The 20,786-nt window shown below is 62.0% G+C and carries 20 protein-coding genes; 13 read left to right on the top strand and 7 right to left on the bottom strand.

What is annotated here, in order from left to right; translation table 11 throughout:
- Window positions 1-94: 94 nt before the first annotated feature.
- Window positions 95-2,380 carry a glycosyltransferase family 4 protein gene (locus ACLKMW_RS04935; RefSeq protein ID WP_415723280.1) on the bottom strand — a complete coding sequence of 762 codons (2,286 nt, stop codon included), beginning with the start codon at window positions 2,378-2,380 and terminating at the stop codon, window positions 95-97.
- A gap of 292 nt (window positions 2,381-2,672) precedes the next feature.
- Window positions 2,673-3,884, bottom strand: coding sequence for a glycosyltransferase family 4 protein (locus tag ACLKMW_RS04940; protein WP_415723281.1), 1,212 nt, complete (start codon window positions 3,882-3,884; stop codon window positions 2,673-2,675).
- A gap of 96 nt (window positions 3,885-3,980) precedes the next feature.
- On the opposite strand from ACLKMW_RS04940, the gene ACLKMW_RS04945 reads away from it, so the two are divergent.
- Complete coding sequence (locus ACLKMW_RS04945) at window positions 3,981-4,331, top strand: glycine zipper 2TM domain-containing protein (RefSeq protein ID WP_415723282.1); 351 nt, start codon at window positions 3,981-3,983, stop codon at window positions 4,329-4,331.
- 100 nt (window positions 4,332-4,431) lie between these two features.
- On the opposite strand, the gene ACLKMW_RS04950 is transcribed toward ACLKMW_RS04945, so the two are convergent.
- Entirely contained in the window at window positions 4,432-4,623 is a 192-nt protein-coding gene (locus ACLKMW_RS04950; protein ID WP_415723283.1) for a Flp family type IVb pilin, read from the bottom strand.
- Window positions 4,624-4,836: 213 nt separating this feature from the next.
- Between ACLKMW_RS04950 and ACLKMW_RS04955 the strand changes: the two genes are divergently transcribed.
- Window positions 4,837-5,286 carry a universal stress protein gene (locus ACLKMW_RS04955; protein ID WP_415723284.1) on the top strand — a complete coding sequence of 150 codons (450 nt, stop codon included), beginning with the start codon at window positions 4,837-4,839 and terminating at the stop codon, window positions 5,284-5,286.
- Between the two features lie 20 nt (window positions 5,287-5,306).
- Here the strand turns inward: ACLKMW_RS04955 and proC are convergent, their stop codons facing one another.
- The 3 genes from proC to ACLKMW_RS04970 are packed head-to-tail and all read right to left on the bottom strand — an operon-like array spanning window position 5,307 to window position 8,432.
- Entirely contained in the window at window positions 5,307-6,119 is an 813-nt protein-coding gene (proC, locus tag ACLKMW_RS04960) for a pyrroline-5-carboxylate reductase (protein ID WP_415723285.1), read from the bottom strand.
- Window positions 6,120-6,145: 26 nt separating this feature from the next.
- Window positions 6,146-7,465 carry an O-antigen ligase family protein gene (locus tag ACLKMW_RS04965; protein ID WP_415723287.1) on the bottom strand — a complete coding sequence of 440 codons (1,320 nt, stop codon included), beginning with the start codon at window positions 7,463-7,465 and terminating at the stop codon, window positions 6,146-6,148.
- Window positions 7,434-8,432 carry a glycosyltransferase family 2 protein gene (locus ACLKMW_RS04970; protein ID WP_415723288.1) on the bottom strand — a complete coding sequence of 333 codons (999 nt, stop codon included), beginning with the start codon at window positions 8,430-8,432 and terminating at the stop codon, window positions 7,434-7,436. Before ACLKMW_RS04970 ends, ACLKMW_RS04965 begins: the two co-directional genes overlap by 32 nt.
- Window positions 8,433-8,586: 154 nt before the next feature.
- Between ACLKMW_RS04970 and ACLKMW_RS04975 the strand changes: the two genes are divergently transcribed.
- Genes ACLKMW_RS04975 through ACLKMW_RS04985 form a run of 3 tightly spaced genes read left to right on the top strand, consistent with a single transcriptional unit; the run spans window position 8,587 to window position 11,452 of the window.
- Window positions 8,587-9,759: a glycosyltransferase gene (locus tag ACLKMW_RS04975; protein ID WP_415723289.1), complete on the top strand. Its 1,173-nt coding sequence runs from the start codon at window positions 8,587-8,589 to the stop codon at window positions 9,757-9,759.
- Entirely contained in the window at window positions 9,756-10,538 is a 783-nt protein-coding gene (locus ACLKMW_RS04980) for a WecB/TagA/CpsF family glycosyltransferase (RefSeq protein ID WP_415723290.1), read from the top strand. Before ACLKMW_RS04975 ends, ACLKMW_RS04980 begins: the two co-directional genes overlap by 4 nt.
- A complete protein-coding gene (locus ACLKMW_RS04985) occupies window positions 10,532-11,452 on the top strand; it encodes a DUF6492 family protein (protein WP_415723291.1) in 921 nt (306 codons plus the stop codon). The genes ACLKMW_RS04980 and ACLKMW_RS04985 overlap by 7 nt, the downstream gene beginning before the upstream one ends.
- Window positions 11,453-11,563: 111 nt before the next feature.
- Here ACLKMW_RS04985 and ACLKMW_RS04990 read toward each other — a convergent pair whose 3' ends face one another.
- Window positions 11,564-12,859 (bottom strand): lipopolysaccharide biosynthesis protein, encoded by a 1,296-nt coding sequence (locus ACLKMW_RS04990; protein WP_415723292.1) that lies wholly within the window; start codon window positions 12,857-12,859, stop codon window positions 11,564-11,566.
- A 198-nt stretch (window positions 12,860-13,057) separates the two neighbouring features.
- Between ACLKMW_RS04990 and ACLKMW_RS04995 the strand changes: the two genes are divergently transcribed.
- The 8 genes from ACLKMW_RS04995 to infA all read left to right on the top strand — a co-directional run bounded on the left by ACLKMW_RS04995 (window position 13,058) and on the right by infA (window position 20,766).
- Entirely contained in the window at window positions 13,058-15,253 is a 2,196-nt protein-coding gene (locus ACLKMW_RS04995) for a GumC family protein (RefSeq protein ID WP_415723293.1), read from the top strand.
- 376 nt (window positions 15,254-15,629) lie between these two features.
- Complete coding sequence (locus tag ACLKMW_RS05000) at window positions 15,630-16,529, top strand: bifunctional methylenetetrahydrofolate dehydrogenase/methenyltetrahydrofolate cyclohydrolase (RefSeq protein ID WP_415723294.1); 900 nt, start codon at window positions 15,630-15,632, stop codon at window positions 16,527-16,529.
- A 168-nt stretch (window positions 16,530-16,697) separates the two neighbouring features.
- The gene (locus ACLKMW_RS05005; protein ID WP_415723295.1) at window positions 16,698-17,660 is read left to right on the top strand and encodes a GlxA family transcriptional regulator; all 963 of its coding nucleotides are present in this window, start codon (window positions 16,698-16,700) and stop codon (window positions 17,658-17,660) included.
- A 106-nt stretch (window positions 17,661-17,766) separates the two neighbouring features.
- Complete coding sequence (locus ACLKMW_RS05010) at window positions 17,767-18,201, top strand: DUF2948 family protein (protein WP_415723296.1); 435 nt, start codon at window positions 17,767-17,769, stop codon at window positions 18,199-18,201.
- A gap of 17 nt (window positions 18,202-18,218) precedes the next feature.
- Window positions 18,219-19,511, top strand: a complete 1,293-nt coding sequence (hisD, locus tag ACLKMW_RS05015; protein WP_415723297.1) for a histidinol dehydrogenase — start codon at window positions 18,219-18,221, stop codon at window positions 19,509-19,511.
- 5 nt (window positions 19,512-19,516) lie between these two features.
- Entirely contained in the window at window positions 19,517-20,002 is a 486-nt protein-coding gene (locus ACLKMW_RS05020) for a UPF0262 family protein (protein ID WP_415723298.1), read from the top strand.
- Between the two features lie 38 nt (window positions 20,003-20,040).
- Complete coding sequence (locus ACLKMW_RS05025; RefSeq protein WP_415723299.1) at window positions 20,041-20,436, top strand: arsenate-mycothiol transferase ArsC; 396 nt, start codon at window positions 20,041-20,043, stop codon at window positions 20,434-20,436.
- Window positions 20,437-20,547: 111 nt separating this feature from the next.
- On the top strand, window positions 20,548-20,766 hold the full coding sequence (gene infA / locus ACLKMW_RS05030; protein ID WP_128624473.1) for a translation initiation factor IF-1: 219 nt from the start codon (window positions 20,548-20,550) through the stop codon (window positions 20,764-20,766).
- Window positions 20,767-20,786 lie beyond the last annotated feature (20 nt).

A 20,786-nucleotide genomic window follows, 5' to 3' on the forward strand; every position in this document is an offset into this window, starting at 1 on the left:
ATTCCGAGCCCCTGCGTCCTTTCGGTGGCAGGCGCCTGGCGGATCGCTCGCAAATCGGTCAAACAGAACCGTTTCAATCTGACCGCGAAACGCTCTAAAAAACGCTGGCTGGAACGGCCTTCTCAAGAATGCTCATATCGTTCAGCGTTTGCGCCTCAATGAAATCCTGGCGCGCCTCAACATCGCTCTCGAGACAGAAATAGAACCATTCGACGCCGAGTGTGACCTTGCGGCGGTCCACACCGTCCGTGGTTTCGCTAAGGTCGACGGCAAGATCCGAACTCAGCACCAAATGCACATGGTCCTCGCCGGGTAAGAGAGGAATTCGCAACCGGCATACTTTTTTCCCGCCTGCGGCCAGCATTCCGCACGCCAAAGGCTCCGCACCGGCGAGTTGACGAATGTCGTAGGTCAGCGTTCCGCTTCCGTCGGGCAGGCCCTTGAGGCCGATATACATCAATAGGGTCCTGCCCTCACCCTTTCCCGTGTCGGGAAAGGAGAAAGCGATATCGCCGCTCGGGTTGCGCATCCAGCAGCCCCAGTCATCCGGGAAATTCCAGCCCCGCCCTGCCCTGAACATTTCTCCGCTTGAAGCGCCGTTCGCCAGGGTAACGCGTTCGGAGCGGCACAGCCGATGCAGTTCGCCGGGCTTGGCCGCGAGCGGCCATACGGTGAGTTGCTGCTTGCTTTCCGCCGGCTTTGCCGGGGCCGGCAAGGCACGAACCGCGGCGAGAATGTCGCCGGCGATTGCCGACCATTTGCGCGGACGGAAATTCGCTCGGATATGCTTTTCGCGCTGGCGCCTATATTCCTCGTCGTCGAGCAGGCGGGTGACCTTGGCGATGAAATCCGCCTCCCAGCCGAGCTCGAAATAGTCCGCAAATTCGCCGCCGGCTTCGGGAAGCGAGGATATGGCGGTGACCACCGGCACCTTGGCGAACGACAGCGATTCGGTGACCGGCAGGCCCCAGCCCTCATATGAGCTCGGATAGATCGTGAACTCGCAATTCCTGTAGAGCGCCGCAAGATCGACGTCGGAGATACCGGACAGCAGCGTTACCTTCTTGGACAGCCGCGCGCTGGAAGCCAGCCGCCCTAGCGCCGCCTCGACCATCCAACCCCGGTTTCCGACACAAACCAGGTCCGGGACATTCTCCTCACCGCGCTCGCGAATCATCCGCAGCCATGCGTTGAAGGCGAACAGATGATTCTTGCGCGATTCGATCGTGGACACGAACAGCACATAAGGTCTTTCCAGGACCGCACCGACACGGTCGCTGACCTTGCGCACGATGGCGGGCTTTGTCTCCGGTTCGCCGTCGAGATGCACCACGGACGGCGCGGGATTTTCGTGGCCGAGCGCACCGGCGACGCGGGCCAGGTCCCTCGCCGTCGCATTCGAATTGGCAATGTAGTGATCGGCATGCTGGAACACGCCAAGGCACCAGGAAACGAAATCCTGCGTCAATTCCTTGACGCAGTGCTCCGGCGTGATCAGCGGAATGAAATCGTGCAGGAAGGGGATATAGACGATCCCATGCCTTGCCTTGGCATGGCGCAGGTTCAGAAAGTAGTTCCTCAGCCACCATGACGTGCCGATGTTCACGATTCGCGCACCCCAGGCGAAGGCGAAGTCGTCGGCAAGCTCGATCTCGTCTCTCACATCCTTCATCATCCGGCGCCAGGCAAGATCGACCGTGCTTGCCCCGGTCTTCGACAGCGCGCAGAGTTTTACGAAAAGCTGCGACGGAATTTCGCGCCAATAGTCGGACGTCTCGGAATAGCAGATGATACGGATATCCAGATCGGCATGATGCTCGGCCAGCAGCGAGGTGATCACATTGATCTGGACCCGTTGTATGCCAGTCGGGGTCCTGACGTTGGAAAAATAGCCGATGAGGTCACTGACGTCGAACGCGATCTGAATTCGGCTGGCGGCGTCGCCCTCAACATCGGAATTGGCCGAGGTCAATTCCAGCAGCTCGCTCTTCTGATAGCCGAGACCCAGCAGTTCCCGCATCGCTTCGCGCGAATTCGGGGCAAGTTCGAGCGAGGCCAGATAAGCGTCCGCCGCTTCGCCGGCACGTCCCTGCAGCTTCAAGGCGTGCCCAAGCTGGAGATGCCCATCGGCATCGCCGGGTGTCAGCTTCAGCGCGACGCGATAGCTTTCCTCTGCCCCCGTCAGGTCGCCCTGTTCCTTGAGCGCGTGGCCCTTCTGAATCCAGATACCCGCCAGGCTGTCGTCAACGGCAAGGGCGGCGGCGTATCTTTCCGCAGCAGCAGCCCAGTCGCCGGCGTCGCGCGCTTCATCGGCGGCAGCAACAAGGCGGCCGACATCAGCGCCCGCATCCCGCCTTTTGGCAATGTTCAGAAGTTTCACCCGCGCCCCCTTCATCTTCGACTCGGGGACAGCGCACGTTCCACATCCGGGCGATGGCAGACGAGCCATCGCTTTCGATATGCGCGCTTGCCTGGCTCAGACGAATGTTTGGCCACGCCAGATGCGCAAGCCACAAAGCGTCTTCGTTTCAACGTTCAACGCATGCCCCCGCCGCAGCTATGCTGCATTGCGCGAAGAACTTCAAGTATAGGTCAAGCACTTTCCTGCATGACGGCGCAAAATTCGCGACCGGGAGACGGGTTTATCTCCGCCCGGCCCTCCATCGGCATTGTCAGGGCTTTGTTGCCTGCATGTAAACCGCATTCAGTCTTTCCGCATGCAATTCGGGGCTGAACGCCTTCGCCCGCTCACGACCTTTTGCGGTCATGGTTGCGCATAGCTCGTCGTCGCGGCAAAGCGCGATCATGGCATCACGAATGGCGCGCGTGTCGTAAGGATCGACCAGCACCGCCGCATCGCCGGCCACTTCGCAAGTGGCGCCCAGGTCGGCCGTCATCACCGGCGTGCCGCACAGCATCGCCTCGACGATCGGCAATCCGAATCCTTCATAGAGAGAGGGCATGGCGACCATACGGGCACCGCGAACCAGATTGATCAGCTGCGGAAACGATACATAGTCGATGCGGCGGATGCGCTGCCTGCGGGTGGTGACGCCGTCGCGCTCCACCTCATAGCAATTGCTCGGCATATCGAGCAATTCCATGTCCTTTTCGAACAGCCATCCATCCTTGCCGACAATCAACAGCGGCATATCCAGACCGGACGACATGTAGGCTTCCATCAGCCGGGCCAGGTTCTTCTTTGGTTCCACTGCGCCGTAGAAGAGCACATATCCCTTGTACGCCACATCGTGCAGGCCAAGCAGTTCCTCCTTCAGCACATGTTCATCGATGTCGAGAAACCGCTTTGGTATTTCGACCGATTGATAGGTGTTGACAACTTTCTCGGGCGCGATGTCGAAAAAACTCAATATGTCGCGCCGGGAGGTTTCCGAAACCGTAACGATCATGTCCGCTTCCCGGCAGAGCCGTTCGATCATCCGGTAATAGACCCTCTTCTGATCGAGCGTGGCGAAGGGAAGCCGGAGCGGCACGAGGTCGTGGATGGTGTAGATGTTGCGGGCGTTGTTCAGCTTCACCGGCATCGGATAGGTCCAATGCGCGACATCGCTGCCGAAGACGTTCGCGATCGCGTTGAAGCGGCGCCGCAACCGCAAGCGGCGCGCATAGGCGATGTCGGCATTGTAGAAGACGTTCGGTGCGTTCCAGACGCCATCGGTCACGGCAAGGCGCCCGGCATATTGCCGGGCAATCACCTTGCCTTCCAGCGGCACCGAAAACGGGCGCGCGGTGCGAACTTTCCCGGGTTTGCGGATCGGCCTTCTCGGCCGTTTCGGGTCTGCGGCCAGACCGGCCCTCAACTGGTGGTTCGACCGGGCGGTCGCCGCCGCACGAAAAAATAGCGGTGCAACGTCGGCTTCCATGCTGCGGAAATCGTTTCGATTTCGCCGGCCGATCTTGCTTCCACCACATTGGCCAAGCAAGGATGCCGCCTCATTTTCGAAAGGAGAGGCAAAATCATGAAATTCCGTATGGCCGCAGTAGCGGTTTCAGCACTTCTGGCGGTTTCCGTCGCTGGCTGCGCCACGAGCGAGCAAAATCAACGTGCCGGCACCAGCGCATTGGTGGGTGCCGGCGTCGGCGCATTGGCTGGCCAGGCACTGGGGGGCAATACCAAGAGCACGGTGGCCGGCGCGGCGGGCGGCGCCCTGCTTGGAGCGGCCATCGGCACGGCGACCACGCCCCAGCGCGGAGGCCAGGACTATTGCCGCTACCAGCGGCGGGACGGCAGCGTCTATACGGCGCCCTGCCAGGACGATCGCTATTACGACCGCGGCGGCTACTATGGCGGCGGTGGCGGCGGCTACTGACGCCGACCTCGCACAAAGCAAAGGCCGCATTTCGCGGCCTTTGCCATAAACAAAAGGACCGCCCGAAGGCGGTCCTGATGTTGTTGCTATTTCGCGAGGCTCAGCCGTCGTCCTCAGCCGCGGGCGTGCCCTTGAGTTCGTCCGAGATGGTCTGGAACTTGCCGGCCAAGTCGCCGCCGATTGCGCGAGCGCCGCCGATGATGGCGATCGAGATGAGCGCAGCGATCAAGCCGTACTCGATGGCGGTGGCGCCGGATTCATCCTTGTGAAAGCGCTTCAGGAGGTTGATCATCGGGGAAATTCCTCGTTGCCCGTTGTTGTGACAAGGCGAACCTACCCAAACTCGTTTTCAATCTGCTTAAGATACAGGGTGAACAGCCGGTTACCGTAACCTTGCTTAATTTTGGGTTAGGATTTTGGCGGCGCCATTGGCTGTTTGACCGCACGCCAGGAAGCGGCGATGCTGCCCTTTCAGTCGGCATATTTTGCAGCAGGGAAGGCAACCATGTACAAGCACATACTGATTGCAACGGACGGCTCCGAACTGGCGCAAAAAGGCGTCGAGCAAGGACTTGCGCTCGCAAGAGACCTCGGCAGCGTGGTCACGATCCTGACCGTGACCGAGCCGTTTCCTTCCTATGCGATGGCCGGCGATACCGGCTGGGTCGCCAGCCCGGCCGACATCGAGCGTTACACCGCCAGTCGCAGGGAATTCGCAGAAAGGCTCCTCGCCAAATCGAAGGAAGAGGCCAAACGTGTCGGCGTGGCGGCCGACCTGCTGCATCTGGAGGACCGGTTTCCCGCCGAGGGGATCGTCGCGGCCGCGAAGGACAATGGCTGCGATCTGGTGGTCATGGCCTCGCATGGACGGCGCGGCCTTGGCCGGCTGCTGCTCGGCAGCCAGACCATCGAGGTTCTGACCCACAGCAAGGTGCCGGTTCTGGTGGTCAGATAGCTATCGAAAGCTTCGGCGGTTTACTTGCCCAGTTCCACCGAGCGCGCCCGGGCTGCCTCTACGGCTTCTGCCATCAGATTCTTTAGCCGGTCGTCGCCCATCAGCACCGCCAGGGCCGCGGCCGTCGTGCCATTTGGGCTGGTCACCTGGCGGCGAAGCTCACCCGGCGTCTCATCGCTCGTCGCGGCGAGGACCGCCGAACCATAGACCGTCTGCATGGCAAGCCGGCCGGCAATCTCGGCCGGCAGACCGGCCTTCTCTCCGGCCGCCGTCAGGCACTCGATGAAATGGTATAGATAGGCCGGCCCGGAGCCGGAGACGGCCGTGACAGCATCCATCAGCCGCTCGTCGTCGATCTCGGCCACCTTGCCGCTTGCCGAAAGCAGTTCGGTGACGAATTGCCTTGCCTGGGGCGAAACGCGACTGTTGGCGCAGGCGACCATCATGCCCTTGCCGATCGCTGCCGGCGTGTTCGGCATCACGCGGACAATCGGCGCGCGCGCACCCAGTATCTCCTCGAATGTTGCGATGGAGGTGCCGGCCGCGACGCTGACGAAAGTCGTGCGACCGTCGCTGAAGCGGACATAGTCCTTCGTCACTTCCCGGATTATCTGCGGCTTCACCGCCAGCACGACCACCGACGGCCCATCAGCCAGAATATCGGACGCCGTCTCGCCCGTGCGGGCGCCGAGTTTTTCAGCACGGGCGCGCAGTTCGGCATTCGGCTCGACAATGAAGGCTTCGGATGGCGTTAATATCCTGGAGTTCAGCCAACCCACGAGCATGGCGTAGCCCATATGGCCGCAACCGGCGAGCACGACTTTGACGGTCATTTCTGCATTCCTCCTAAAGCCTTCTCTTAGGCCGTGTTCCGGCCGGACGGAAGTGAAAACCGCGCCGTGAGCCGCAGGCCAATCAGGCCGAACACCAGCAGGAGCCATACCGGATCCGCACGCCGGAAGAAGAAGCTCTCCAAAAACGAATTCAGCGCGGTAAAGAGCAGCGTCATCATGAAGAAGTCGCCGAGATAGATGCTTTCCTTGCGCATCGGGATGCGCATATAATCGCGCAGCGGGGCGATGAAGAAGACGTATACGGCCACGCAAAGTGCCAGGATACCCATGATGAGCGCGATGTCGAGATAGCCGTTGTGACCATGCACGACAGGGCGAACATCCCATGCCCGATCGAAGGGCTGATCGGTATTGGCCACCAGAGCCGATCCCCAGAAACTGTCATAACCATAGCCGAACCAGGGGCGCTTGGCGATCATCTCGCCGGCGAACTCCCACAGCGTCGTGCGCCCGGTATAAGTCGGATCGGGCAGCATCTGTTCGGCAAGTGTCTTGACCGGATCGATGAAAACAACGCCGACAGTGCCAACCGCCACCCCGGCCATTGCCAGAAGAAACAGGGTCGGCGTGGCCATCCGCATGCCCACGATGCCCGGCACCGCGACCATCAGAATTGCCAGCGGCACAAGCCCAGCGGTGGTCTTCGAGCCGGTGTTCATCATGAAGATCATGGCGGCCGCCAGCAGAATGAGGCCTCTGATCTTCCACCCGCGCCGGAACAGGTAGAGGCCGGCGAAGCTGAAACAGGCCATCACCGGGCCGGCGATATTCTTGTGCGCAAACACCCCGCGCCAGAGCCCGGCATGCTGAGGCTCGGACGAAGCAGCCGTGTGCATGGCCTCGTTGGGATAGAGCACCAGTCCGATATAGGACATGCCGACGACGACAAATCCGGCGAAGGCGATGACGGCCGAAAATGCATCCGCGTCGCGCGGAATGGCCAGAACCGTCGCCATCACCAGGATGCCGATCAACGTAAAGGAGGCGGCACGCACGGCCGCATCGAAATCGGCCGCATGCGCGACGGAAAACAGCAGAAAGCCGATCAGCAGCAGGAAGGAAGGGCTGAACAGCGCTGAGAGCACGCGACGATCGGTGAGCGTCATCAGCGCAATGATGGAGGCCGCGCCGAGCGAGCCGAAGCCGAGCTGGTTGACGATGTCGCCGTTGCCGGCGGTTTCGACTCCCGCCGGCTGGAAAGGTCGGAACGAGATGATGACGATGGTGAACAGCAGCGCCGCGACGGCGGTGGCAACACCCTCGCGCGAAAAGGCATCGGCGATCTGCCCGCGCTCAGTGCTTTTCAGGTTGGCGATATTGCTCATTGGCATATCCGAATTCGGCCATCACCCGCCCAAGCGCCACATAGACCGGGTAGAGACCGATCGAAAGCGAACCCGTACCGGCAAGCCGGGCAAGGCCGCGCAAAGGCGAAACCGCAAGCAGCGCCAGGCTTTTGGCTAGCACCTTCGCCCCGGCAAGAGGTGTCCCGGCGCGTTTCTTCTTTTCCACCAGCGTCGAGATGACGCCATTGCGAAGGCTGCGGGCGCGGATCCAGTCCGCTTCGACGCGGCGCGCCGGCACCGTCTCGTAAACGGGAGCTTCGGCGCACCAGGCAAGCCGGAAGCCGCGCTGTACCGCACGGCTCAGAAAGTCTGAATCGCCGCCGCCCATGAAATTGAAGCGGAGATCGAGAAAAGGCGGCCCCATCGCCTCGAGAACCTGGCGCGAAACCAGCAGGTTGCCGGACGAATAAAGTACGCCGACCATTCCGCTCTCCGTATAGGGCGGCGCAAAAACCGGATGCAGCGCCCAAGCCGAGTGGGTCGGGTCGGAAAATCGCGGCGTTTGCGGCCCGCCGACGATATCGGCCTCAAGCGTCTCGGCACAGCTGCACATGCGCTCCAGCCAGTGCGGATCGGCGACTTCGTCGTCGTCGATGACCAGCAGATGGCGAAATGCCGGGAAATGCCGCAATGCCGTCTCCCAGCCGGCATTGTAGGCGCTGCAATTGCCGCGCTCATGGGCGACGATGACCATTCCTTCGATCTTGCCTGCCTCGAAAAGCGGCAGCGCCGATGCGGCCCCTTCCCGCGCCTCGGCTTCGTTTTCCATGACGATGACGGCAAACCTGCGGGCCGTTTGCTGGGCACGCAGGGACTCCAATGTGTCGAGCACCTGACGGGGACGCCGAAATGTCGGCAGCGTCACAACCGCTTCGATGGCCTCGAATCGCAAGTCCGGAGATTTGCCGAGGATCGATATGGAGCCGTCGGATGTCGAAAGAGTCATGCGCAGATCGCCCTTGGAACCCCTGCCTGCCATAGCATGCGCTTGCCAACGAGTCGTTAAGCCCCATCAGGCGCGGCGATCGCGACAATGCGAACGCTTCGCTTAATCAACGGTTCACCCACTCCTGCTAGCAGATGCGACGGGTGAACATGTGATGCATCTGCTGTTTGCAACATCGATCGTTCCGGGTGGCGGTCAGGGGTCGGGTTACGAGATCGCCAGTGCGGCGATCCTCGACGCTTTGCGCCGTGCCGGGTGTCGCGTGACCGTCCTTGGATTTACGGAACGAGGCGTGCCCGTCGTGGAACGCAGGGACGTCGTGCCTCTGGGTGAGATCGACGTGCGCACCGTCGGCGCCGGCGCTCGCCGAAAGACCGCATGGCTTGCCCGGGCTATTCTGAACGGCCTCACCTTCTCCTCTGCCAAGCTGCGCGTCATATCTCCCGAAGAGGTGCGGCAGGCCATCGATGCCGCCGGTCCCTTCGACGGCTATGTGCTGAATTCAGTGCAGCTTGCCGGGGCCTTCGAAGGCCTGTTCGACGACAAGCCGTCGATCTTCGTCGCCCACAATGTCGAATTTCGCACGGCCGAAGAAAACGCCAGGACCAGTCGCGGCGTTATCCGGCGCCTGCTTTACGCCCGTGAAGCACGTATCCTGAAAGGCCTCGAGGCAAGGCTGTGCGAACGCGCACGCTTCGTTTTCACCCTCGCCGAGGAGGATCGCTCCGCCCTCGGCATCGCCTCGAAGGGAAAATCCGCCGCCCTGCCCCTGGTTACACGGCGTGATCAGCCGCCGGTGACAAGACGCGATATCGATTGCGATGCCGCCCTGATCGGCACCTGGACCTGGGAGCCCAATCGCGTCGGTCTAGACTGGTTTCTCGAAGCGGTCGTGCCGCGCCTGCGGCGCGATTTCCAGATCAGGATCGCCGGTCACATGCCTCCCGGCGTCCGCTCCGAACATCCCGGCGTGAAGTTCGTCGGCCACGTTCCGGCTGCGACGGAATTCGTGCGCGGTGCAGCCGTCGTTCCGCTGATCAGTCGCGCCGGAACCGGCGTGCAGTTGAAAACCATCGAAACCTTCGAACTGGGGTTGCCTTCCGTCGCCACCAGAAGCGCGTTGCGCGGGATCGACTTTCTGCCGGCAAACTGCACTGTCGCGGACGATCCGCAGGCCTTCGCTCGCGCGCTGGAGCTTGCCGCGTCCAACCGTGGAGGCGATGCGGATGGTTCGCATTTCTATCGCCGCCAGCGCGCTGCGCTCGACGCGCGCATCGGCTGGGGTCTCGATGCGCTGGGCCGCGTGCGGAATGAGGTCGCGGCATGAACGTCCATGCCAAGCGTGCCGTTTTCAGCGCTAGCGACACCAAGACGATTCTTGGCATTCCTGTTGCCAACATCGAATGGACAGAGGCCATTGCGCTGTTGAAGCGCATGTTGGAAGAGCGCCGCTTCACCAAGGTCAGTTTTCTCAACGCGCACAACGCCAATATCGCCTCTACCGATTCGACATTTGCGGCCGCGCTCGATGATTTCCTGATCCTGCCCGACGGCATCGGCGTCGATATCGCCGCCAAGCTGCTCTACGGCTCGCCATTTCCGGCAAATCTGAACGGGACGGATTTCATTCCGGGCTTTCTCAAAGCTTCCAAGAAAGCGCTGAGCGTCGGGCTCATCGGCGCCACGCGCCGCAATGCCGAGATGGCTGCAAAGAAACTGTCGGCCCTTGCAGGGCAGCATCACTTCTCGGTCATTCACGACGGCTATTTCTCGAAGCATGACGAGCCCGAAATCCTCGAGCGGATCAAGCGCCTGAAGCCGGACATATTGCTGGTGGCGATGGGAGTTCCACGACAGGAGTTGTGGATCGCCCAACACATCACTGAGCGTCATTGCACACTGCCGATTGCGGTCGGCGCGCTGCTCGACTTCATGAGCGGCGCTGTGCCACGCGCGCCTGCCTGGATGCGGCGCCTTCGCCTCGAATGGGTGTTCCGCCTGATGATCGAGCCGCGGCGGCTGTGGCGGCGCTACATCGTCGGCAATCCGCTGTTTCTCGCCCGCGTGCTGCGCCAAAAGTTTTCAGCGCCAAAGGATGGATGGTGACCATCGGGCTTGCCAAACAGGAAGCGCCCCCTGCTCACACGAGGCAATCGGTAGCCGGCACGGCGCTCGTCACCGCAAGTTATGCGGCCGATTTCGATCGCTGCCGGCTTATGTGCGAGACCATGGACCGGCACGTCACCGGTGCGGACCATCACTATATCCTCGTCGAGCGCCGCGACGTGGCATTGTTTCGCCAGTTGGAATCAAGCCGCCGCACTGTCGTCGACGAAGGCGACCTGCTGCCGGGCTGGCTTTGGGCGGTAGACGACCCGCTCAGCCTGTTTCGCCGACGCATCTGGCTGAGCCTCAGGACGAAGCCGCTTCGCGGCTGGCACGTCCAGCAATTGCGGCGCATCGCAATCGCCGACCACATTCGCGAGGAGGTTCTGGTCTACTGCGATTCCGACGTCGTGTTCCTCAAGCCGTTCGATTGCGCCGCCTTCCAGAAGGAAGGCAAGGTCCGGCTATTCCGGCGCGACCTGACGTTGATCGGTCAGCGGAACGTCGATCATGACATATGGGCGCAAAATGCCGGCGCAGCACTCGGCATTAAGGTTCCCGAGGTCGCGCGGCACGATTACGTCTCCACGCTGATTGCCTGGCGACGCGACAGCGTAAAGGCGATGTGCGCGCGCATCGAGGCGGTGCACGGCCGCCATTGGATCGAAGTGGTCGGCTCGCGCCGGAAATTCTCCGAGTGCATGATCTATGGCAGCTTTATCGACGATATTCTCGACGGAGAGGATCATTTCCACGGGTCGGAAGAATTCTGCCGCGTGCACTGGTACGGCTCGCATCTGTCGGATGCGGATTTGCGCGCCTTCGTTGCCGGCATGGGGCAGGAGCAGGTCGCCGTCGGCCTGCAATCCTTCATCGATGTCGATGCCGAGCGCCTTCGTCGCCTGATTGGCTAGATCGGCGTGCGTCCCTGATGGACGCATATTGTCGATCTATCTCTTTGTTGGAGCATCGAATTTTTCCGAAAACCGAATTCCACTTTTCGGTCCGATGGCTCAAAGATTGAATCAGACCGCCCTGGCCGGCATGCGCATGGCCGAATAGGTAAGCAGCGTCGATCCGAGATAGAGCACGGCGAAAACCCCGTTCAGCCACCAGATCAGGCTCGCGGTATCGAGACCGCGCGTCAGCACCACGACCAGAAGTACCGCCTTGAGGGTCGCCAGAAGCGCCAGATTGAACGCCCTCACCAGCGTCTGGCCGCGGGCGAACAGCAATTCTGCCTGATATTCGATAAGATTGCGCAGGCCCGGAATGCAGATCGCCAGTCCAAGCAAGGGTGCGGCCTCCGCCACGGAACTACCGAGCGCATTGGGAAAGAAGTGCAGGATGAGTGCCAGACCGAGCAGCGCGAGCGTCGAAACCAGGAAGATGCCGAATTCGATACCGCCACGGACGCGAAGGCGTTCCAGCATTTGCGGTGCCCGCATCATGCGCTGCACCAGCATCATGGAGAAGGTTCGAATCGGAATCGCCGTCAGATCGACAAGGCGCATGATGATCGCATAGAGGCCGGCAAGCTGGGGTCCGCCGATCGAAAGCACCAGCAGCTTGTCGAACTCCATCTGGAGATAAAACAATACTTCGGCGCCGGCGACATAGACCGAATCGGCCAACCTGCGCAGATAGAGCGCAGGACGCAGCCGCAGGCGCTGGCGCGGATAGAAGAAGCCGAACGCAACGATCGCGCTGCAAGCGTTTGCCGCGACATAAAACAGCGACCAATCGACCAGGTTGCCGCCTGGCCAGAAAAAGAAAGCCGCGGCAAACACCGCCCGCGTTGCCGTGCCGATGATGGACAACACGGATGCGCGTCCGAAGCGGCCGAGCCCATTGTTGACGATGATCGCGGCCTCCACCGGCCGCCACAACAGCGTCTCGGCGAAGATCACGGTCGCGAAGACCGCGGGCGCAAGCTCGCTGGCAAAGAAGATCAGATAGACCGCATAGGATGCCGCCGCCAGCAACGGCAGCGACAGCACCGACAACAGAATGAAACCGGCGCTGTAGACACCGATCAGGTTGGGCCGAATGGTGGCGGTTCGATAGAGCGCCGAAATGAACCCCAGCGCCAGGATGCGCGAGAGCATGACCCCGGCGGCCGAGGCGGTCGCGAACAGGCCGAAGTCGCCGAGCGACAGCGTGTTGGCGAGAGCTACGAAATAGACGAGCGAAAACACCAGGCGACCGCCGGCGCCGCTGATTGCCGATAGATAGTCGAACACAAGCCCCCGTCGTTCCGACAGGAAAGACGCAAGTCGCGTGGTCCGGTGGGCCGGCCTGATGTCACTGGCATGGGTCATGTTGCAGGGGGAGCCTACGGGCAAAAGTTTAATGTGCCGTTCTCCGATCCCGCACCAGGATTGCAGCATCCAGCGGCACAAGCGCCAGGTGCAAGCCTGAAGCGACATAAATTAACCGTTTGTTTCCCATACCTGTTTAATGTGGCTTAATGATCGGGGCTCCGGTCGCGTGAGCCCCGCATTTGAAGTCTGCCGCCAATGTCTGACACCGAAAATCGCAACAGCCGGAAACGCTCGCTTCTGGCGTTCGCGGGCGATGAGCAGGACCCGACGCCGCAACCGGCAGTGGTTGAAAGGCCGAAATCTCCAGGCGTCGAAAAAACACGGCGGTCCGAAAGCGCGGGGCTTGCTGGTCTTCTTACCGGTTGGAAGACGCGTTGGACGGAGTTACGCTCGCCATTTTCGCGGAAGGACGACGACACGCAGCCAAATCAAGACCAAGTCGCCGATCCCGGCAACGAGCAGCGGACATATGTCTCGGACGAAATCGAAACCGTCCACGCCGATGTCGAGGACGACAGGCAATGGAAGCCCTTGATCGATCCGATGAAGGTCATCGGCGGCATCGTGGCGTCCAGAAAGCTCATCCTGCTGACGACGGTCCTTGGCGCCGCGCTCGGCGTGGCCATCGCGCTTTCGACGCCGAAGACGTTCGAAGCGGCGACCGAGCTCCTGATCGATCCGCGCGAACTCAAGCTGGTCGAGCGTGATCTCACTCAGGCCGGCTTCTCCAACGAGGCGACGCTTGCCATCGTCGAGAACCAGGTGCGGGTCATCACCTCGGGCACCGTGCTCAACAAGGTGGTCGAGCAACTCAAACTCGACGAAGATCCGGAATTCAACGGCCAAGCAGGAGGCGGCTTCAGCTTGCGCTCGCTTCTAACCGGGAGCGAGAGCGGCGACGACGATCCGGCGATACGGCGCACCCTCGCCATCGAGCACCTCGCCGAAAGCCTTACGGTCGAACGCGGTGGCAAGACCTTCATCGTGGTCATTGCGGTGAAGACGCAGAATGCCGAAAAGTCGGCGCTGATCGCCAACACCATGGCCGATGTCTTCCTCCAGACCTATGGCGAACTCCAGTCGGACACTGCCGGGCGGGCAACCGACGAACTGACCTCGCGGCTCGACGAGTTGCGCGCCGGCGTGGAGAAAGCGGAGCGCGAGGTCGAGGCCTTCAAGACCGAAAACGACCTCATCGATGCGCAGGGCCGTCTCATCACCGACGAGCAGATTCTGAAGCTCAACGAGCAGCTTTCCGTCGCCCGCGCGCGCACCATGGAACTCAACGCCAAGGCGGCCTCGACCAAGACCGCCAATCTCGATTCAGTTCTGGGCGGCGCTCTTCCGGAAGAACTGGCGTCGTCGACAATCACCGAACTTCGCTCGCAATATGCCGCGCTGAAGAGCGAGACCGATCGCCTTGCCGTCAGGCTCGGCCCACGTCATCCGCAACGCCAGGCGGTCGAGGCGCAGCTTGCCGGAGCGCGCGAACAGATCGGCGGCGAACTGCGCCGCATCGTCGCGTCGGTGCAGACCGAGCTCAAGCGCGCCGTGCAACTGGAGCAGGAACTGGCCTCGCGACTTGCCCAGCTCAAGGTCCGCCAGGGCGATGTCAGCTCGGAGCTCGTCACGCTGCGCGAACTTGAACGTGAAGCCGCCGCCAAGCGGGCGGTTTACGAGGCTTTCCTGCTGCGCGCCCGCGAAACCGGCGAGCAGAAGGACATAAATACCGCCAATATGAGCGTGATTTCCGTCGCCTATCCGCCGCTGCAGGCCAACGGCCCGTCCCGCTCCAGCATCGCAATGCTGGGAACGATCCTGGGCTTTCTGGCTGGCGTGGGGCTCGGCGGCATGCGTGGCGCCTATGAGAGCCTGCGCGACACCGCCGACGAGCGCAGGCGCAAGCGCCTTTCAAGGCAGCGCGTGGTCCAGAAGGCCGGCAAGCCGCACGACAATGAGCGGCCTGAGGTGCAAACGACCAATGCCGCTTCCGGCTTGCCCCAGCCCCTACCGTCCGCTCGCAACGTCGATCGGCAGGAGGGCCAGGGAACAGGTCGTGCACAGTTCGAAGAACCCGCGACCGTGCCCCCGGCCGCAGAGGCCGCTTCACCCTACTTCATACCCCCGGCATCATTCGGCGCGAGCAGCCGGCCCGGACCGGAGACGCAGCCGAGCCGCCCAGCGCCGCGCATATATGAACCCGCACCTGCGCGGGCGCCAATGCCGGGCAAACCGATCCATCCGCAACAAAACCAGGATGACGCGGCGCAGCCGGCCGATCCCGATGCCCCGGCGCAGGCGCCGATCGAGGAAATCCGCGCCAGCCTGCGGGAGTTCCGCCATGCAGTGGAAGATCTGGCGCGATCGCGGGCACGCCGCCGCTATTTCTGACCGCCAAATCTCGTGGATTGACGAATCCGCGACGCAAGCGGCTTTTGGCTGGGACCAATCGACATTCAGGATTTGGGCGTGGCGCGAGCCGGATTTCGGTCCTGAACAGGAGAAAAGCGCATGGCGGTGTCGACCACCGTCGAGCATTTTCGACACATTCAGGGCCGCAATCCGCCGCGTCCCGCAGGGATATGGCCAAAATCGCCCATTTCCGCGTCGCGCAACCTCGACGCAGGGCAACTGCGCCGTCGGCTCCGCTCCTCGAACTGAACGATTTTTGCTCATACCATCCTGAGTGTCGATTGGTCCCAGGTTGCACAACGCCCCTTTTCGTGACTATGCGTCACCATCGACATCAAAGCCCAAAGGGAAAGTCATGACGGAAATCATCAATGGAAAGACCGTGGCCGATGACGTGGTCGAGAAGGTCAAGCGTCTCACGGCCGATCTCTCCAGCAAGCATGGAGTAACCCCCGGCATCGCGGTCGTCATCGTCGGCGAAGACCCGGCGAGCCAGGTCTATGTCTCTTCCAAGGGAAAGAAGGCCAAGGAGTGCGGCTTCCACTCGGTCCAGCACACGCTGCCGGCGGAAACCACCGAGGGCGACCTGCTGAAGCTCATCGGCGATCTCAATGCCGATCGCCAGATTCACGGCATCCTGGTGCAGCTGCCGCTGCCGGCGCACATCGATTCGGGCAAGATCATCCAGGCGATTGCGCCCGAGAAGGACGTCGATGGCTTTCATTTCATCAATGTCGGCAAGCTTGGCACCGGTGAGCTCGACACCGCTTTCGTGCCCTGCACGCCGGCCGGCTCCATGCTGCTGATCGAACGGGTGCACGGCAAGGATCTCTCAGGCCTCAACGCCGTAGTCGTCGGGCGCTCCAACATCGTCGGCAAGCCGATGGCCAATCTGCTGCTCGCGGCCAATTGCACCGTGACCATCGCCCATAGCCGCACCAAGGACCTGCCGGCTCTGGCACGCACCGCCGATATTCTGGTCGCTGCCGTCGGTCGCCCCGAAATGATCAAGGCCGACTGGGTGAAACCCGGCGCAACCGTCATCGATGTCGGCATCAACCGCGTTCCTGCGCCGGAAAAGGGCGATGGCAAGTCGCGGATCGTCGGCGATGTCGATTTCACGGGCGCCGAGAAGGCAGCCGGCGCGATCACGCCGGTGCCGGGTGGCGTCGGCCCGATGACGATCGCCATGCTCATGGCCAACACGCTGGTTTCGGCCAGCCGCGCCGCCGGCATCGAGCGCCCGACCTTCTAGAGCGCCGTGCGTCCGATCGGACGCACAAAGGACGCTCCAGCACATTGATTGAGCATCGGATCGATCCGAAAACCGGTTCCACTTTTCGGTCCGATGCTCCGACCCTCCTCGCAGCCGAGTGGAGATGCCGGCTTGTCGATGCTTCCCCTTCCGGTAGGAATGCCGATCATGCCCGACGCCGGGGAAGGCGGACGGCAGTTCGCATTCCTGCTGGTCGACAAGTTCTCGATGTTTTCGCTGGCGGCCGCAATCGACACCGTCCGCTCGGCGAACCGGCTGCTCGGTCACGATTACTACGGCTGGACGACGGTGTCGGCGGATGGAGATGCGGTCATGGCCTCCAACGGCCTGCCGCTCAAGATCGACTACAGCGTGGCCGATATTCCGCCCGCCGACATATTATTCGTCTGCGTCGGGCTCACCACCGAATTTCCCGGCAAGAGCAAGGTTCTCGGAGCCTTGCGCAACTGGGGCCGGCGCGGCGGCGCGCTGGGCGCGCTGTCAGTCGGCTCCTATCTGCTTGCGGAGGCCGGGCAGCTCGAAGGCCACCGCTGCACCATCCACTGGGAAAATCGCGCCGGCTTCATCGAGCGCTTTCCCGACATCGAATGCACCGGCAATGTGTTCGAGATAGATCGCAAACGCTACACCTGCGCCGGCGGGACGACTTCCATCGACCTGATGCTGGAGATCGTGCGCTCCGATTTCGGGGCGGGTGTCGCCAATGGCGTCGCCAACCAGTTCCAGCATGAGCGCATCCGCTCCGCCGGCGACCGCCAGCGCATCGGCCCGGAGCGCGACCTCACCGGAAAATCCGAAAAGCTGCGCAGGATCGTCGAGCTGATGGCCGACAATCTCGATGAACCGTTTTCGGCGGTGCAGCTTGCCAGGATGGCCGACCTTTCGGTGCGCCAGGTGGAGCGCCTGTTCCTGCGCCACCTGAACGTCACCCCCGGCCGCTACTATATGCGGCTGCGGCTGGAGCGGGCACGTGAGCTTCTGCGGCAGACGAACATGCCTATCCTCGACATCGCCATTGCCACCGGTTTCACCTCGCATTCTTATTTCGCGCAGAGCTACCGGCTGCAGTTCGGACGCCCGCCCTCGGAAGAACGCCGCACCACTTATTGAGACCCGGGATCAATCGACAGCACACCTCGGCCTCCTTGCGGTTGCGCCTCGTGCGAAGACCGCATAACACGAAATGAAAGAGTTTCGCACAGGCGCGGACGCCGACATGGACCAGCTAAAACTCGTCGCTCTCGACGAACAGGATTTGAGCATCGTCTCGGCGCATGCGCAGGATGCCGTCATGAAGGTCGCGGATCTCAATTTTTCCGCATCGGCCAAGCGATTCGTGCTGACGATGAACCGCTTTGCCTGGGAAACGAAGACCGGGTTTCTGCGCCTGCGCTATCAGCGCCGCAAAAGCGTTCTCGATTTCAACCGCGTGCTCGGCGTCAGGACGACCGGGGTCGCGCGCGACAAGCCGGAGGACGTGTTGTCACTATTGGCGATACGCTTTCATCAACGCGAGGTGCCGGCCGGCGTCATCGAACTGGTGCTTGCCGGCGGCGGCGCCATCGCGTTGCAGGTCGAATGCATCGAAGCGCGCCTGACCGATGTCGGCGGCGCATGGGAGGCCGCCTCCCGTCCCATTCACAAAATCTGACGAGTTTCGCGCATATAATGGCCATCACGCTCCGCACCACCGAACCTGACTTCGAAACGCGCTTCGCAGCATTCCTGACCACGAAGCGCGAGGCTTCGGCGGATGTCGATGCCGTCGTGCGCGACATCATTGCGAATGTTCGCGACCGAGGCGATGCCGCCCTTGTCGACTATTCGCAAAAGCTCGACCGCGCCGATCTCAGCGAGCTCGGCATTGCGGTCTCGAAAGGCGACATCGCGCGCGCTTACGACGAGGCCGATACGGAAGTCGTCGAAGCGCTGAAATTCGCCCGCGACCGCATCCGCGCGCACCACCAGCGCCAGCGCCCGCAGGACGACCGCTATACCGACCCGCTCGGCGTCGAGCTTGGTTCGCGCTGGACCGCGATCGAGGCCGTCGGCCTTTATGTTCCGGGCGGCACCGCAAGCTATCCGAGCTCGGTGCTGATGAACGCCATTCCCGCCCTCGTCGCCGGCGTGGAGCGTATCGTCATGGTGGTGCCCGCATCCGGTGGCGTCATCAATCCGTTGGTGCTGGTTGCCGCCGACCTTGCCGGAATCTCGGAAATCTACCGCATCGGCGGCGCGCAGGCCGTGGCGGCACTTGCCTACGGGACCGAAACCATCAAGCCGGTCGCCAAGATCGTCGGTCCGGGCAATGCCTATGTGGCCGCCGCGAAGCGCCAGGTCTTCGGAACGGTCGGCATCGACATGATCGCCGGTCCCTCCGAAGTGCTGGTCATCGCCGATGCCGACAATGATCCTGACTGGATCGCCGCCGACCTGCTTGCCCAAGCCGAACACGACAGCGCCGCGCAGTCGATCGTGATCACCAACGACGAAGCTTTCGGCACAGCCGTCTGCGAGGCGGTCGAGCGCCAACTTCAATCGCTGCCACGCGCCGAAACGGCCGCTGCGAGCTGGCGCGATTTCGGCGCCGTGATCCTGGTCGACACTCTCGACGCGGCCATTCCGCTCGCCAATCGCATCGCGCCCGAGCATCTGGAGCTTGCGGTCGCTGATCCAGATGCGATGCTGCCTGGTATCCGCAATGCGGGAGCGGTGTTCCTCGGCCGCCATACGCCGGAAGTGATCGGCGACTATGTCGGCGGTTCGAACCATGTGTTGCCGACCGCGCGCTCTGCGCGTTTCTCCTCGGGCCTGTCGGTACTCGACTTCATGAAGCGCATGTCGATCCTTAAACTTGCGCCCGGGCAACTTCGCGCGCTGGCGCCGGCGGCGATCGCGCTGGCCAAGGCCGAAGGGCTTGACGCGCATGCCCGTTCCGTCGCCATCCGATTGAATCTGTAAAGCGAATGCACGATATCGGCCGCAAGCAATCGAGATTGATCGACGTCGAACTCGACGAATCGATCGGCCGTTCGACGCCCGACATCGAGCATGAGCGGGCGGTGGCGATCTTCGACCTGATCGAGGAGAACAGCTTCCAGCCGGTCAATGACGAAGGCGGCGGCCCCTACAAACTGAAATTGTCGCTCGTCGACTCGCGGCTGGTTTTCGAGATCTCTCGCGAGGATGGCAGCCTGGTGGTGACGCACATCCTGTCGCTGACGCCATTTCGCCGCATCGTGAAGGACTATTTCATGATCTGCGAAAGCTATTACGAGGCGATCCGCACGTCGACGCCAAGCCAGATCGAGGCAATCGACATGGGCCGCCGTGGACTGCACAATGAAGGCTCGCAGACGCTGATGGACCGCCTGGCCGGCAAGATCGATGTCGATTTCGACACGGCGCGCCGCGTGTTCACCCTTGTGTGCGTGCTGCACTGGCGAGGATAGCCCTGACCGCGCCTAACCCTCCAAGGTCGATCCTGTTCATGTGCGGCATGAATGCCGTCCGCTCGCCCATGGCCGAGACCCTTGCCCGCGCCGTGTTGCCGGCCTCGACCTTCATTGCCTCGGCTGGCGTGCGCGCCGGCGAGCGCGACCCGTTCGTCGACGCAGTGCTGGCGGAAGCCGGCCTTTCTCTCGAAGAGCACCAATCCAAGACCCTGGAAGATCTCGAGGATGACTATTTCGACCTGATCGTGACGCTGGCGCCGGAGGCACATCACGCCGCGCTTGAGCTGACGCGGTCGATCGCGGTCGACGTGGAATATTGGCCGACCGCCGATCCGACGACGGTGACGGGCACGCGCGAGCAGATACTGGATGCCTATCGCGACGTAAGGGATCGGCTGAAGGCTAGAATTGCCCAGCGTTTCATCACGTGAACGTGCCAAGACACCTTTAAATAAGCTTGTTCACAAAGGCCCGATAATCATATAGGTTCCGCGTGAATTTCGGCCCGGGTGCCGAAATGAAATCCAGACCAAAGGAATAGAATGCCGAAGGAAGAAGTCCTCGAGTTTCCGGGTACTGTGACGGAATTGCTCCCGAACGCGATGTTTCGGGTCAAGCTCGAAAATGAACATGAAATCGTGGCTCATACGGCTGGCCGTATGCGCAAGAACCGCATTCGCGTTCTGACCGGCGACAAGGTTCTGGTCGAAATGACCCCCTACGACCTGACCAAGGGTCGTATAACCTACCGCTTCAAGTAGAACGGTTCCGTCGCATATCA

Origin of the sequence: Borborobacter xinjiangensis (assembly GCF_047739745.1) — a bacterium.
Lineage (GTDB): Bacteria > Pseudomonadota > Alphaproteobacteria > Rhizobiales > Rhizobiaceae > Pseudaminobacter.

Coding starts and splice junctions, on each gene's coding strand:
- ACLKMW_RS05020 (WP_415723298.1), top strand. CDS start 19,517: ATGCACGATATCGGCCGCAAGCAATCGAGATTGATCGACGTCGAACTC.
- ACLKMW_RS04995 (WP_415723293.1), top strand. CDS start 13,058: ATGTCTGACACCGAAAATCGCAACAGCCGGAAACGCTCGCTTCTGGCG.
- ACLKMW_RS04990 (WP_415723292.1), bottom strand. CDS start 12,859: ATGACCCATGCCAGTGACATCAGGCCGGCCCACCGGACCACGCGACTT.
- ACLKMW_RS04955 (WP_415723284.1), top strand. CDS start 4,837: ATGTACAAGCACATACTGATTGCAACGGACGGCTCCGAACTGGCGCAA.
- ACLKMW_RS05010 (WP_415723296.1), top strand. CDS start 17,767: ATGGACCAGCTAAAACTCGTCGCTCTCGACGAACAGGATTTGAGCATC.
- ACLKMW_RS04970 (WP_415723288.1), bottom strand. CDS start 8,432: ATGACTCTTTCGACATCCGACGGCTCCATATCGATCCTCGGCAAATCT.
- ACLKMW_RS04975 (WP_415723289.1), top strand. CDS start 8,587: ATGCATCTGCTGTTTGCAACATCGATCGTTCCGGGTGGCGGTCAGGGG.
- ACLKMW_RS04985 (WP_415723291.1), top strand. CDS start 10,532: ATGGTGACCATCGGGCTTGCCAAACAGGAAGCGCCCCCTGCTCACACG.
- ACLKMW_RS04950 (WP_415723283.1), bottom strand. CDS start 4,623: ATGATCAACCTCCTGAAGCGCTTTCACAAGGATGAATCCGGCGCCACC.
- ACLKMW_RS04945 (WP_415723282.1), top strand. CDS start 3,981: ATGAAATTCCGTATGGCCGCAGTAGCGGTTTCAGCACTTCTGGCGGTT.
- ACLKMW_RS05000 (WP_415723294.1), top strand. CDS start 15,630: ATGACGGAAATCATCAATGGAAAGACCGTGGCCGATGACGTGGTCGAG.
- ACLKMW_RS04940 (WP_415723281.1), bottom strand. CDS start 3,884: ATGGAAGCCGACGTTGCACCGCTATTTTTTCGTGCGGCGGCGACCGCC.
- proC (WP_415723285.1), bottom strand. CDS start 6,119: ATGACCGTCAAAGTCGTGCTCGCCGGTTGCGGCCATATGGGCTACGCC.
- ACLKMW_RS04965 (WP_415723287.1), bottom strand. CDS start 7,465: ATGAGCAATATCGCCAACCTGAAAAGCACTGAGCGCGGGCAGATCGCC.
- hisD (WP_415723297.1), top strand. CDS start 18,219: ATGGCCATCACGCTCCGCACCACCGAACCTGACTTCGAAACGCGCTTC.
- ACLKMW_RS05005 (WP_415723295.1), top strand. CDS start 16,698: ATGCCCGACGCCGGGGAAGGCGGACGGCAGTTCGCATTCCTGCTGGTC.
- ACLKMW_RS05025 (WP_415723299.1), top strand. CDS start 20,041: ATGTGCGGCATGAATGCCGTCCGCTCGCCCATGGCCGAGACCCTTGCC.
- ACLKMW_RS04980 (WP_415723290.1), top strand. CDS start 9,756: ATGAACGTCCATGCCAAGCGTGCCGTTTTCAGCGCTAGCGACACCAAG.
- infA (WP_128624473.1), top strand. CDS start 20,548: ATGCCGAAGGAAGAAGTCCTCGAGTTTCCGGGTACTGTGACGGAATTG.